Annotated in this window: 10 protein-coding genes; 4 read left to right on the top strand and 6 right to left on the bottom strand. The window is 64.2% G+C overall.

Features of this window, described 5'->3' with window-relative positions; translation table 11 throughout:
* Positions 1–141: 141 nt before the first annotated feature.
* Positions 142–1,329, top strand: coding sequence for a PucR family transcriptional regulator (locus JGU72_RS18390; RefSeq protein WP_199685465.1), 1,188 nt, complete (start codon positions 142–144; stop codon positions 1,327–1,329).
* Positions 1,330–1,345: 16 nt separating this feature from the next.
* Here JGU72_RS18390 and JGU72_RS18385 read toward each other — a convergent pair whose 3' ends face one another.
* Both JGU72_RS18385 and JGU72_RS18380 read right to left on the bottom strand, forming a co-directional pair.
* On the bottom strand, positions 1,346–2,539 hold the full coding sequence (locus JGU72_RS18385; protein WP_307828510.1) for a serine hydrolase domain-containing protein: 1,194 nt from the start codon (positions 2,537–2,539) through the stop codon (positions 1,346–1,348).
* A gap of 53 nt (positions 2,540–2,592) precedes the next feature.
* The gene (locus JGU72_RS18380) at positions 2,593–4,248 is read right to left on the bottom strand and encodes a biotin carboxylase (protein WP_233532685.1); all 1,656 of its coding nucleotides are present in this window, start codon (positions 4,246–4,248) and stop codon (positions 2,593–2,595) included.
* 247 nt (positions 4,249–4,495) lie between these two features.
* On the opposite strand from JGU72_RS18380, the gene gabT reads away from it, so the two are divergent.
* From gabT to JGU72_RS18365, 3 genes are read left to right on the top strand one after another with little or no spacing between them, the layout of a single operon-like run.
* Positions 4,496–5,842 carry a 4-aminobutyrate--2-oxoglutarate transaminase gene (gabT, locus tag JGU72_RS18375; RefSeq protein WP_199685463.1) on the top strand — a complete coding sequence of 449 codons (1,347 nt, stop codon included), beginning with the start codon at positions 4,496–4,498 and terminating at the stop codon, positions 5,840–5,842.
* Between the two features lie 24 nt (positions 5,843–5,866).
* On the top strand, positions 5,867–7,324 hold the full coding sequence (locus JGU72_RS18370; protein ID WP_199685462.1) for an NAD-dependent succinate-semialdehyde dehydrogenase: 1,458 nt from the start codon (positions 5,867–5,869) through the stop codon (positions 7,322–7,324).
* Between the two features lie 31 nt (positions 7,325–7,355).
* A complete protein-coding gene (locus JGU72_RS18365; protein WP_199685461.1) occupies positions 7,356–10,004 on the top strand; it encodes an NAD-glutamate dehydrogenase domain-containing protein in 2,649 nt (882 codons plus the stop codon).
* Positions 10,005–10,101: 97 nt separating this feature from the next.
* Here JGU72_RS18365 and JGU72_RS18360 read toward each other — a convergent pair whose 3' ends face one another.
* From JGU72_RS18360 to JGU72_RS18345, 4 genes are all read right to left on the bottom strand, one after another.
* Positions 10,102–10,599, bottom strand: coding sequence for an acyl-CoA thioesterase (locus JGU72_RS18360; protein WP_199685460.1), 498 nt, complete (start codon positions 10,597–10,599; stop codon positions 10,102–10,104).
* A gap of 9 nt (positions 10,600–10,608) precedes the next feature.
* The gene (locus tag JGU72_RS18355; protein WP_199686070.1) at positions 10,609–11,607 is read right to left on the bottom strand and encodes a magnesium and cobalt transport protein CorA; all 999 of its coding nucleotides are present in this window, start codon (positions 11,605–11,607) and stop codon (positions 10,609–10,611) included.
* Between the two features lie 79 nt (positions 11,608–11,686).
* Positions 11,687–12,652: a hypothetical protein gene (locus tag JGU72_RS18350; RefSeq protein ID WP_199685459.1), complete on the bottom strand. Its 966-nt coding sequence runs from the start codon at positions 12,650–12,652 to the stop codon at positions 11,687–11,689.
* A complete protein-coding gene (locus JGU72_RS18345) occupies positions 12,649–12,909 on the bottom strand; it encodes a hypothetical protein (RefSeq protein ID WP_199685458.1) in 261 nt (86 codons plus the stop codon). Before JGU72_RS18345 ends, JGU72_RS18350 begins: the two co-directional genes overlap by 4 nt.
* Between the last annotated feature and the right edge of the window lie 21 nt (positions 12,910–12,930).

The following is a 12,930-nucleotide window of genomic DNA, read 5'->3' as shown; positions in this document are numbered from 1 at the left end:
TCGACCTCCGTTGATTTCGGCTTTTCGCTTACTTCAATGGTGATCCGGACCATGCCGAAGGTCGAGGGTGGCGCGAACAACACGAACGGGATCTCGGTGTGAGCGCTCACATCGGAGGCCTCGCGGGCCTAAGGTGTCGGTATGGGTGGACTACCCGATGCCGACATCGCCGAACTCGGTAAAGCGATGCTCGAGAGCGCAGGCGAACTCGGCGCCGAGCTCGCCGACCGCATCTGCCGTGACATCGACTTCTATCGTTCGAACGCGGTCGTGGCCAAGGAACAGGTTCAGGCGAGTTGCACGGCGAACATGACCTACGTCTTCACGTCGCTGACCGGCCATGCCGAAATGGACGTGTCGGTCGCCGAGGCGACCGGATCGGAGCGAGCTGCGGCGGGCATTCCACTGCCCGCGGTGATGGCGGCCTACCGTGTCGGGTTCAGGTTCATGTGGGAGAAGACCCTCGCCGAAGCCAGAAAGCGCGGCATTCGGGCCGAGTCGATCCTCGATGCGACGTCCAACATTCTCGTTGCACAGGACATGTTCACCCAAGCCATGACGGCCGCATACCGCCAACAGGTGACGATCAAGATTCTCGGGCGCGAGGAAGAGCGGTCCGCACTCGTCGAGGCACTGCTCTTTCACCAGATCACCGATACCCAGAGCTTGTGGGAGGCGGCCGATATCTTACGGCTTCCGGCCAAAGGTCCGTATGTCGTTGTTGCGGCGCAAGTTCCGGGCGTAGGCCGATCGGGTCTGCCGGAAATCGCGAGTCGGCTGGACGTGCACGACATCCGGTCGGCGTGGCGATTGCTGCCGGACCTACAGGTCGGGATCGTGTCGCTGCGCCGCCCGGAAACACTGCGCGTTCTGATCGACACGCTCGAATCCGTCGCGACCGCGAACGTCGGTATCAGCTCGCAGTTCGACGATTTGGCGGACACGAGCGAGGCACTGCGGTTCGCCCGTATGGCCGGCAACGGTAATAACGGCTCGTTCGTGTCGGTCTTCGACGAGTCGCCGTTGGCACTTGCGGCGGTCAGTGCACCCGATGCGATGGCCAGAATCGGGAAGAACATTCTCGGCCAACTCGACGAACTACCACCCGAAGAACGCAAGATCCTGGTCGACACCTTCGAGGCATGGGTGGAAGGTGGCGGTTCCGCGAACGAAACCGCCACCAAGATCTTCTGCCACCCGAACACCGTCCGGCATCGCCTGCACCGCATCGAGGAGAAGACAGGCAGATCGCTGACGCGTCCGCGAGACATCGCCGAGCTGTGCCTGGCGTTCGAAATAGCGAAACGCTCTGTGCCCGTGCGCGGTTAGCGAGTCCCCGGACTCCCTAACCGCGCACGACCAGCTCGGCCGAGACTGCGTCGAACGCGCTGATGGTCGAGAACAGCATCTGCGCGTCCTGTGGCACCGGCCAGCTCGACAACTTCGCGGCGACAACGCCCGCCGACCGGTTTACGTAGATCATCTGGCCGTGAATTCCCAAGCACAGCAATACATTGCTACCCGGGTACGGGAACCAGCATTGATTGCGGTACATACCACCAGGCATCCGGTTGTCGCCCGGGCTCGTGGCAAACGCTTCGCGCGAGTCGACGCCGCCGTTCCAGGTGTCCGCGATCCACGCTGCCGGCACGACCTGCTCGCCCGTCAGCGAAACACCCTCGCGCAGATACAGAGAACCGAAACGGATCAGGTCGACGAGGCGCGCATTGATGCCACCATCGAACATCCCTGTGCCCATCGAGTCGATACCGATGGTCGCATCGCCACGCGCGCCGATTCGGCCCCACAGCAACTGCGACATCAACTCAGGCATACGGACGCCACTTGCGGCTTCGCATACCCAGCCGAGTACATCGGTTTCACACGAACGGTATTCGAACGGACCACCGTGAACCGACTTCTGCCGCAACGAGACCAGGAAGTCGTACATCGTTCCCGGCACGTCGGGACTGACCCGCGGTGCCCAGCCGATTGCCTGCTCCAGTACGCGTACCTCGGCAGCAGGGTCGAGATAGTTCTCCGAAAAGGAAATTCCGGAGCGCATGTCGAGCAGATGCCGAACGGTCGCACCCGCGTAGCCGGAACTGGCCAGCGCTGGAACGTATGCCGTCACCGGCGCATCGACATCGAGCAGTCCCGAGCCGTTCAGTGCGCCGATGACACTCGCGACCAGCGACTTGCTCACCGACATGAGCAGATGCGACGTCTCCGGGACCATCCCGCCGAAGTACTCCTCGACGAGGAGGGTGTCGCCCCGGACGACCGCCCAGCCGTCGGTTGCCGTCGTACCCATGACAGCGCCGACCGTCGTCGGAAACCCATCGGGCCGCACCATCGCAACTTCAGCCAGCGAAGCCGGCGCCGATCGCAGTTTGGCGATCGGGCCGACCCCACGTGAGATCACCGCAGTCGGCAGAAATTCGGCGACATGCTGGAACGTCCAATGCAACTGCGATGACGACTGCCAGTTGTCGAGGGTCACGCCGGACGGGACGCGACCCGGATCACCGCCGATCACCGGATCTCCTATTTGTTTGTGCGGAGCTCTCTTCTTCCGAGCCAGTCGCCCCATCATAGGGACTTGAAGCCGACCGCCGGTTTAGCCGTGGCGGGCTCGGCCAGCGGCCGACCCGAGTAGTTCGCGCGCACCGAATCGATGAAGTGGCGGGCCCGGATTGTCAGCGCCGAACGCCCATCCGGCGAGTCGACCTGCAGCCGTCCCTTGGTCACCAGAACGCCGAGGTCAGCACCCTTCCAGCGGTAGTCACGAGGACCGTAGATCCGCAGGAAGAATGCCTCCGACTCGTTCTGCAGCTGGTGCCAGTCCAGCGCTGCGCGACGGAAGACGAGCGCGCCGTCCGCATCCAGCGAGTACGCCCCGGTCTGCGGCGTCCACTCCAGTTGCTCGACGACGTTCGATGTCTCCTTGATGATCATCTGGCTCCACACATCCGCCGACGCCAACTCTTCCCAACGCTGGTTGATCTCGTCGATGTCGAGTTCGAAATCGACGTCCATGTACTCCAGCAGGTGGAACAGGAACAGCGGCACGTCGGCGTATGCACCGGCGGTCACGTTCGTGATCGCAGACGCACCGCTGATGCGCGGGTTGAGCTCACCGAGGTACACCTCGTCGGTGTCGGTGTCCACGAGAACGTCGACCTCGAAGAAGCCGCGGTAGCCCTCGTCGCTCAATCGGTCGCCCAGCCGTCGAACGAGTTCGTTCGCCTTCGTGCGCCGCTCCGCGGTCAGAACGGTCGGATGCATCTCGTTGCCGCACCAACCACCGCGGTAGGGGGTCAGCTTGGAGTAGCCGGTCAGTTCGGTCATGAACGGTCCGACGACGGTTCCGCAACGCGTGAGCACTGCCTCGACGGCAACCGGCTGGTTGTTGATCCGGCGCATCACCTTGATGTCCTGGCCGACGATGTCCGCGCTGTGCTTACGCCAGTCGGCTTCCGACGAGATGAAGAACGTCGTCTTGCCCGAATCGCCGTACGGCGTCTGGACGACGAGTTCGTTTCCGAGTCCGGCCGCCTCCGCAGCGGCGACGAGCCCGTCCCAATCCGCTACGCGGGTCAGCACATTCGGCACACTCGGCACACCGGCTTCGTTTCCGAGCTTGGTCGTGACGATCTTCGAGTCGAGGTGCTCACGCAGGGCCGCCGACGGCAGGATCAGGTCGTAGCCGAGCTCGGCGCAGATGCCCTCTGTCTCCTCGTCGAAGAAGACCATGGCGATCTTCGGGCGGACGCCGGCCGGAATCATGCGAGCCATGTGCGCGCGGACTTCGGGGTTCGTCAGCAACCAGTTGTTGATCTCTTCGCCGCTCTCGAACTCCTGGTAGGGCTTGTGCCGGGGCGTGAACACGTTCGGGTGCGCGCCGTCCCAGCCGTCGTAGTACGTGATGTAGGAGAAGTTGCGCACCCACCGATCGAGACCCAGCAGGTTGAACGGCGTCGCACCGAAGAAGAACACCGGCACGTCGTTGGTGCGGAAGAAGTGGCGCACCTCGGAGATGTTGCGCAGTGCGCGCTTCTTCGGGGCGGTGGACGGGGTCGATGCGAAAGCCGCATCCGTGCCGACGCTGACTTCGCGAGGATCGAGGCCCTCGGCGAGCGGCGCACTGACGATCTTCTCCGCTGCCAGCTTGGCTGCAACAGACGGCACGGACCTGCCCGTACGCTTCCGCGCCGCGGCGACAGAGCGACGAGTGGCTTCACTCATGATGTGCATCTCCCGTTGTTTCGATCACCGCGGGGCGGTGAGCAAGTGGTTCGATCGCTGGTCATGCGCTGCTTTGCGCTGGTGGTGTGCTGCGATCTGTACATAAGTCTGCTGGTCCGAATCGGACGGAACATCTGCCGAAATGGCGCACGCTACCCTGCCCGGTTGGACAAAACGGCGCTGGTGCGAGATCCCCGTTGGACAAAGACTCAGGACAAGAGAAATCCACGAGACGGGAGCTCCACCAATGACCGATTTCGCCTATCGACTCGCGCAGAAGCGCAACATCGTCACCGCTCTGCCGGGCCCGCGGTCGGCAGCCCTCACAGCCCGCCGTGCGAGCGCCGTTGCAGCCGGCGTTGGATCCTCCGTGCCCGTGTACGCACAGGACGCTGACGGTGGCGTGATCGTCGACGTCGACGGCAACTCGCTTATCGACCTCGGCGCCGGCATCGCGGTCACGAGCGTCGGCGCTTCGCATGCAGCGGTAGCGGCAGCCGTCGCCGAGCAAGCTCGCCACTTCACCCACACCTGCTTCATGGTCACCCCCTACGAGGGCTACGTCCAGGTGGCCGAAGAGCTCAACAGGCTGACCCCCGGCGATCACGAAAAGCGCACGGTGCTCTTCAATTCCGGCGCCGAGGCAGTCGAGAATGCGATCAAGGTCGCGCGCCTGGCAACCGGCAAGATGGCGGTCGTCGCATTCGATCACGCCTACCACGGCCGTACGAACCTCACGATGGCGCTGACCGCCAAGTCGATGCCGTACAAGACGAACTTCGGACCGTTCGCGCCCGAGATCTACCGGATGCCGACGTCCTACCCCTATCGCGACGCCGTCGGCCTCACCGGCGAACAGGCTGCGCGCCAGACGATTTCCCAGATCGAGAAGCAGATCGGCGCGGATTCGCTCGCCGCGATCATCATCGAGCCGATCCAGGGCGAGGGCGGCTTCGTCGTTCCCGCTCCCGGTTTCCTTCCCACACTGGTGAATTGGGCCAAGGAAAACAACGTCGTCTTCATCGCCGACGAGGTGCAGACCGGATTCGCCCGCACCGGAGCCTGGTTCGCCAGCGACGACGAGTCGATCGTGCCCGACATCATCACGATGGCCAAGGGCATCGCCGGCGGCATGCCACTCGCGGCGATCACCGGTCGCGCGGACCTCATGGACGCGGTCCACGCGGGTGGCCTCGGCGGCACCTACGGCGGCAACCCCGTCGCGTGTGCAGCCGCGCTCGCAACGATCGAGGCCATGCGCGAGCTGGATCTGCCTGCCCGTGCGCGCGACATCGAGGCAACCGTGAAGCCTGCACTCCAAGCCCTTGCGGCCGAGGTCGGTATGATCGGCGACGTTCGCGGCCGTGGTGCGATGCTCGCCATCGAGATCGTCAAGCCCGGCACCACGGAGCCCGATCCCGTTCTCACCAAAACCATTGCTGCCGGGGCACTTGCACAGGGCGTCGTGCTGCTGACGTGTGGCACGTACGGCAACGTCATCCGACTCCTGCCCCCGCTGGTCATCAGCGACGAGTTGCTCGACGAGGCCATGACCGTCATCTCCGACACCATCCGCTCCGCCGCTCGCGCCTGATTCGATTCCAAGGAGATTCTCCCCATGCACGACGAAATTGCCGGACTGCTCGCATCGGTTCCGACCAACCTGTGGATCGGTGGCAAGCAGATGCCTGCCGCCACCGGACACACGTTCCCGGTGTACAACCCTGCGACCGGCGAGGTATTGGTCGAGGTTGCCGATGCCGGTGCGATCGAGGGCGCGCGCGCACTCGAGGCAGCGACCGAGGCACAGGCATCGTGGGCCGCGATGCCCGCGCGTGACCGTGCCGAAATACTTCGTCGTGCATGGGGATTGGTCGCGGCTCGACGCGACGACTTCGCGCTTCTCATGACGCTGGAGATGGGCAAGCCGCTCGTCGAGGCGTACGGGGAGGTCACCTACGGAGGTGAGTTCCTGCGCTGGTTCTCCGAAGAGGCCGTGCGAATCAACGGGCGCTACACCCAGTCACCGTCTGGAAACGGCCGAATTCTCGTCACCAAGCAACCGGTCGGGCCGACGCTGGCGATCACGCCGTGGAACTTCCCGCTTGCCATGGGAACTCGTAAGATCGCGCCTGCCCTCGCAGCGGGTTGCACGATGATCGTGAAGCCCGCCGCCGAGACGCCGCTGACGATGCTGCTGCTCGGGCAGGTATTCGCCGACGCCGGTCTGCCGTCCGGTGTCCTGTCGATCCTGCCGACCTCCGATGCTCCGGCGCTCACGGACCCGTTGTTCGCCGACCACCGGCTGCGCAAGGTGACCTTTACCGGCTCCACCGGTGTCGGCAAAAAGCTTCTCGCGCAATCGGCTACACGCGTTCTGCGCACGTCGATGGAACTCGGCGGAAACGCACCGTTCGTCGTGTTCGCGGATGCGGACCTCGATGCGGCTGTCGACGGCGCGATGGCCGCCAAGATGCGCAATACCGGCGAGGCGTGCACGGCGGCAAACCGCATGCACGTGGACAATTCGGTGCGTTCGGAGTTCACCGCGAAGCTGACCGCTCGCATGGCCGCGCTGCAGATCGGGGCGGGCCACATCACGGGAACACAAGTGGGACCGCTCATCACGGAGAAACAGCGCAGCAGCGTCGACGAGCTCGTCCGCGATGCAGTGACGAAGGGCGCCGTTGTCACGACGGGCGGTTCGGCGCCCGCCGGCGCCGGCTACTTCTACGAGCCGACCGTGCTCGCCGACGTTCCCGCCGACGCGCGAATCCTTCGCGAGGAAGTCTTCGGACCCGTCGCGGCCATCACCGGCTTCGACGGTGAAGCCGAAGGCATCGCAGCGGCGAACGACACCGAATTCGGCTTGGCCGCATACATTTACACGCAGGACCTCAACCGCGCGCTCCGCGTGGCAGAGGCACTCGAGTCGGGCATGGTCGGCGTGAACCGCGGCATCATCTCCGACGTCGCCGCTCCTTTCGGTGGCGTCAAAGAATCCGGAATCGGTCGCGAAAGCGGGAGCGAGGGCATCGAGGAATACCTCGAAATCAAGTACATCGCTCTGCCGTGACCGCATCGTCTGAGAATTGAGAACACAGAAAATGACTTCGACCAGCTTCGCCACACAGGAAGGTGCCCGCATCGATGCGGCCATCGAAAGCGGTTCGCCGCGTGTGTGGTTCGAGACCGATGCCACCGGCACCCGGGGAATGACAGTGTGGCCGGGAGAGCCGATGCTCCTCGCTGATGTATGCACGATGTTCGAAAGCTTCGGACTCCGCATGGCCGCCCATCGCGAGGTCGAACTGCCTGTCGGTTCGGCGCACACCTTCGAGTTCGGATTCGTCTCCCACGACGAGACCGTGCTGGCCCTCATCGCCGACGCATGTGTCGCGCATGCGACCGGTAGTTGGCACATCGATCGCTACGCCCGTTTGGTCGCGACCGCTGGATTACCGTGGCGCGAAGTCGTTCTCCTCCGCGCGGCCTGCCGGTTTCTGCGGCAGACGAAGCTCGGCTTGTCCGAGGACTACATCGTCGACTCGCTGGTTCGGCACCCGGAATTCGCGTCGGCAATCGTCGTTTTGTTCAAGGCCCGACTCGATCCGCGGGGTGGCTACGACGACGCCGCCGCCGAGCGCGCAGTTGCTTCGCTCGTCGAGAGCGCAAGCACGCTCGATGAGGACCGCATCCGGCGGGCGCTGCAGTCATTCGTCCTCTCGGTCTTGCGTACCAACTGGTTTCAGCTCGACACGGCCGGACAGCACAAGTCGTACGTCTCGTTCAAGATCGACTCGTCCCAGTTGTCGGTGCGCGACGCGGTCGTACCGTTCCGCGAGATCTTCGTCCACTCCGACGATGTCGAGGGCGTTCACCTGCGTAGTGGCGCCGTCGCGCGCGGCGGCCTGCGCTGGTCGGACCGAACCGAAGACTTCCGAACCGAAGTCCTCGGCTTGATGAAGACCCAGTCCGTCAAGAATGCCCCGATCGTGCCCATGGGAGCCAAGGGTGCATTCGTGCTCCGGTCGGCGAGTACCTCTGCTGCACAGGGTTACCGGACGTTCATCAAGGGGATGCTCGACATCACCGACAACATCGTCGGCGGCGTCGTCGTGTCACCTGCGCGCACGGTCCGCCGTGACGGCGACGACCCGTATCTCGTCGTTGCCGCCGACAAGGGCACGGCGAAGTTCTCCGACCTCGCGAATTCCATTGCAGCCGAATACGGTTTCTGGCTCGGTGACGGGTTCGCGTCCGGCGGCTCCGCCGGGTACGACCACAAGGCCATGGGAATCACAGCCCGCGGCGCGTGGCTCTCGGTGCGCCGCCACTTTGCCGAGTCAGGCCTCGACGTCGACGCGGACGAGTTCACTGTCGTCGGCATCGGCGACATGTCGGGCGACGTGTTCGGCAACGGCATGCTGCTCTCGCGCAAGATCAGGCTTGTCGGCGCATTCGACCACCGGCACATCTTCCTCGACCCGACACCGGATGCGGAGGTCTCGTTCGGCGAACGTCAGCGTCTCTCCATGCTGCCGGGATCGTCCTGGAATGACTATGCGCGCGAGAAGATTTCGGCCGGCGGCGGGGTCTGGCCACGGACGGCGAAGTCGATTGCTCTCTCGACCGAGGTCCGTGCGCTGCTCGCGCTCGACGCAACCGAGTGCACGCCCGACGAATTGGTCCAGGCGCTGCTTCGTGCTCGTGTCGACCTGTTGTGGAACGGCGGCATCGGCACCTACGTCCGAGCCGACGCCGAGTCCGACGTCGATGCGCAGGATCCGGCGAACGACCGCGTCCGCGTCGCGGCACGCGAATTGCGTTGCCGCGTCATCGGTGAGGGTGGCAATCTCGGCCTCACCCAGCAGGCGCGCATCGACTTCGCTCTGCACGGTGGCCGCGTCAACGCGGACTTCATCGACAACGCGGCAGGCGTGGCGACCTCCGACCTCGAGGTGAATCTGAAGATCGCCCTCGACGCCGGTGTCCGGTCGGGCGCGGTCACGTTCGGGCAGCGCAACGCGTTGCTCGCCGACGCGGCCGACGACGTGGCAAGTCGCGTACTGCGCGACAGCGCGAATCAGATCCTCGCGATCAGTCTCGCATCGTCGCAGGCCAGGCATCTGCTCGAGCGGCATGCACGGTTGATAGGCAACCTCGAGGCCGAGGGCGGTATCGATCCGGCGCTCGAAGGCCTGCCGTCACCGGCAGAACTGAAGGACCGAACATCGGGATTGACCCGGCCGGAGATCGCGATCCTGCTCGCGCAGTCGAAAAACCTTGTGTGCCAGGAGCTGCTCGACTCGACCGTGCCCGACGAAGACATGTTCGCGGACCGCCTGATCGCGTACTTCCCCCGCGTCGTGGCGGACACTGCTGCCGAATTGATTGCAGCGCATCCACTTCGGCGGGAGATCATCGCGACGGGCGTTGCCGACGAGCTGATCAACCGAGTCGGTCCCGGAACGATCTTCCGCATGCAAGAGCGGTTGGGCGTCACCACCGCCGATGTCGCGCGGGCATACGCGATCGTTCGAGGCATCCTCCACCTCGACGAGGTGTGGGCCGACTGTCTCGAAGGGCGCATGGACGAGACCCAACGGGTGCAGGCACTTCTCGAGGTCCGCGAACTCGTCGAGCATCTGACGTCCTGGTTGCTGCGAAACCGCCGCGACCAAACCCGCCCGAGCACAGAACTCGATCGCTTCGCCGGATCGGTCCGGCAGCTGATGGAGTTGGCGCGGTCCTGAGCGGAGCTTGTGCGCGGTTGGCGAGTCCCTAGACCCTGTTCAGTTCATAGACTCTGTTCAGTCCATAGACTCGCTGACCGCGCACAGGCGCGCAGGCCTACCGCGCGTCGTGCGCAGGTTCGAGGAATCGAGCCACCTCGGCGTCGATGCTGGTACGCAGGCTCATGAGCTTGCGCGCGTACTGCTCGAGTTCCCGATCGCCCTCGGTGATCGGATCCCAGTGCGGCACCGGCGTCGGCCTGCTGTCCTCGCCCATCGCGACGAAGACGATCACGCAGTGCGTCGTCTTCTCCGCGGCACTTCTGCGCGGATCGTCAGCGCTCACGTCGACCGCGATGTGCATGCTGCTGTTACCGGTGAAGATCACTCGCGCGCGCACTTCGACGAGGTCACCGATGCGGATCGGGCGAATGAAGCGGATTCCGCCGACATAGACCGTGACGCAGTAGCAACCGCTCCAGCCGGCCGCGCAGGCGTAACCGGCCTGGTCGATCCATTTCATCACCATGCCGCCGTGCACTTTGCCACCGAAGTTCACATCCGAGGGTTCCGCGAGAAATCGCAGATTGACTTCGCGCCTGGTTCCGCTGGTCATGCGAACCTCCTATAGCCACCGCTTCACGCGAAATACGACGAACAGCCCCACGCAGACCGTGGCGACGAGAGTCAACAACAGCGGATAACCGACCGTCCACGACAACTCCGGCATGTGCTCGAAATTCATGCCATAGACACCGGCGAACATCGTCGGCACAGCAGCCAGTGCAACGATCGCGGAGATCTTCCGAAGGTCCGAATTTTGTTGCGTCGCAACCTTCGCCAGCGAAGCGCCGATCATCGCGCTCATTGCGTCGTCGAAAACCGCGATTTCGTCCGCAACGTGGGTGTGGTGGTCGGCGACGTCGCGCAGATAGCGGCGTATCTCCTTCGGCACATCGCCGGCCGGAGAGACGAGGATTTGCAACGGCGCCGCAAGCGGATTGACCGACCGGCGGAACTCGAGGATCTCGTGCTTCAGCTGGTAGATCGGCTCGATCTCGATCTTCCGATTCGGCGTGAAGACGGTCTGCTCCATGGCGTCGATGTCCTGCTCCACGCGCTGCGCCACGTCTACGTAGGTGTCGACGACGTGGTCGGCAACGGCGTGCAGCACGGCCATCGGTCCGAGCGCGAGCCGCTCCGTCATGTCCTCGAGCATGTGACGAACTCCGGCTAGCCCGGTGTGTTCGCCGTGCCGGACGGTGATGACGAAGTCGGAACCGACGAGCACCATGATTTCGCCGGTATCGACGATCCGGCTGACCCCCGTGAGCCGCCCGTGCTCGAGGTACTGCACGGTGCGCAGGACCAGAAACACCAGGTCGTCGTAGCGTTCGAGCTTCGGCCGCTGATGAGCGTGGACGACGTCCTCGACCGCCAGCTCGTGCAGGCCGAATGTCGTCGCGATGGACTCCATCTGCCGATCGTTCGGTTCGTACAGGCCGACCCAGCAGAAGCCGGTACCCCGGCGCCGCACCTCCTCGAGCGCGGCCTGGTGCGACAGGTGCCCGACCGTTCGCTCGCCGCCGACATATACCGCGCAATCGACGACGCAGTCGTCCATCGCGACGTCGTTTCTCGGCACAACTCCAGCGAGATCGCGCGGACCGGTCGACACCCTCGAAAATCTACTCGCGCGGTCGCTAGTTCGCTGCCGCCAATTCGCGTTCCGCGACAGCGCGACGATCGGCATTTTCGATTGCACCGACGAGCCGTGCCGCTGCCTCGCGACCCTCGGCCGTGTCGGCGGACCGCAGCGACGCGGTCAGCAACTCGCCCTGCCACACATCGAGATTGGCGAGTATCGGCAGCTTGTCTGCCGACATGACGCGAGCCAACGGCAAGAATTCGGTGAATGCTTCTGCGCGATAAGTGGATTCGACCAGCTGTGCGAGCACTTCTGGCCCGAGATCCGTCGCGGCGTCGGCGATACGGGCAAGCGTGCTGTCGGAGACGTGTCCGAGAACGGTCAGCGTTTCGACGAAAAGATCGTTGTCTACCGCCGCCTGAATGATCCCGCGCAGTCGCGTGACCGGCAGATCGGCAAGCACGACGTCGAACCGGTTCATGTCCTCGGCGTTGAACGCCGCCATCAGGATGTCTTTGCCGGACTCGACGAGGGGAACGATTGCGCGCAACTGCGCTTCGGTCAACGCGCCTATGAACCGTGCCATCGTCACGTAATCCTTGCGGCTGAGCAGGACTTTCATGACGGGTTCCATGACCGACGTGTCGAGAGTGCGAATGATCGGTGTCGCCGCATCGGGATCGATGTAGGGACAGACGTCGGCGAGGAAGTCCACGTCGAGGTGCCCGATCATCGCCTTGGCCTTCTCCGGCGGAAGCTCGGCAGCGACCATCCCGCACAGCATCGGGCCGAAATGGCGAGTCGCAATGGTCGCCGAAATCGAATTCGGGATCAGGCTGCTTGCCTTTGCCAGCGCGCCGAGCATCTTCTTGTGCGGCGCGTCGATCTGACGGCGCACTGAGTTCCGAAATTGCCGCAGGGCCTCCGGCGAGGCGCCTTCGAGGAAGGCTATGTCGTCAGGCTCGATCATCAGCTCGCGGGCGAGCTTCACGATCTCCGCACGGGTGGCAAGGGTGGTCATCGCTTCTTGCCCCCGCCGACCTGGGACGAAATGATCTTCCGCACCGCGGGACGGACCAGCCGGGGAACGACGGACAGGCTGTTTTCGGCGGCCTCCCCCAAGTCCTTGGCACGCTTGCGCCGGGCCGCGTCGTAGGCAACCGCCAGCAACTCGTACTGCGCGTCGTCGAGTGCACCGAGGCCCTCGACATCGCTTCGATCCAATCTCGTTGCGGCACAAAACCGGTCCAGCGCCGTCTCGGACAACTCCGTTGTCATCGAACCTCCTGATCGACAATC

Origin of the sequence: Antrihabitans auranticaus (assembly GCF_016481275.1) — a bacterium.
GTDB lineage: Bacteria > Actinomycetota > Actinomycetes > Mycobacteriales > Mycobacteriaceae > Antrihabitans.
This window is presented reverse-complemented; position numbering and strand designations above follow the sequence as displayed.

Excerpts from the sequence above, each read along its gene's own strand:
- JGU72_RS18390 (WP_199685465.1), top strand. The coding sequence starts at position 142 with ATGGGTGGACTACCCGATGCCGACATCGCCGAACTCGGTAAAGCGATG.
- JGU72_RS18355 (WP_199686070.1), bottom strand. The coding sequence starts at position 11,607 with ATGGACGACTGCGTCGTCGATTGCGCGGTATATGTCGGCGGCGAGCGA.
- JGU72_RS18360 (WP_199685460.1), bottom strand. The coding sequence starts at position 10,599 with ATGACCAGCGGAACCAGGCGCGAAGTCAATCTGCGATTTCTCGCGGAA.
- gabT (WP_199685463.1), top strand. The coding sequence starts at position 4,496 with ATGACCGATTTCGCCTATCGACTCGCGCAGAAGCGCAACATCGTCACC.
- JGU72_RS18370 (WP_199685462.1), top strand. The coding sequence starts at position 5,867 with ATGCACGACGAAATTGCCGGACTGCTCGCATCGGTTCCGACCAACCTG.
- JGU72_RS18350 (WP_199685459.1), bottom strand. The coding sequence starts at position 12,652 with ATGACCACCCTTGCCACCCGTGCGGAGATCGTGAAGCTCGCCCGCGAG.
- JGU72_RS18365 (WP_199685461.1), top strand. The coding sequence starts at position 7,356 with ATGACTTCGACCAGCTTCGCCACACAGGAAGGTGCCCGCATCGATGCG.
- JGU72_RS18380 (WP_233532685.1), bottom strand. The coding sequence starts at position 4,248 with ATGAGTGAAGCCACTCGTCGCTCTGTCGCCGCGGCGCGGAAGCGTACG.
- JGU72_RS18345 (WP_199685458.1), bottom strand. The coding sequence starts at position 12,909 with ATGACAACGGAGTTGTCCGAGACGGCGCTGGACCGGTTTTGTGCCGCA.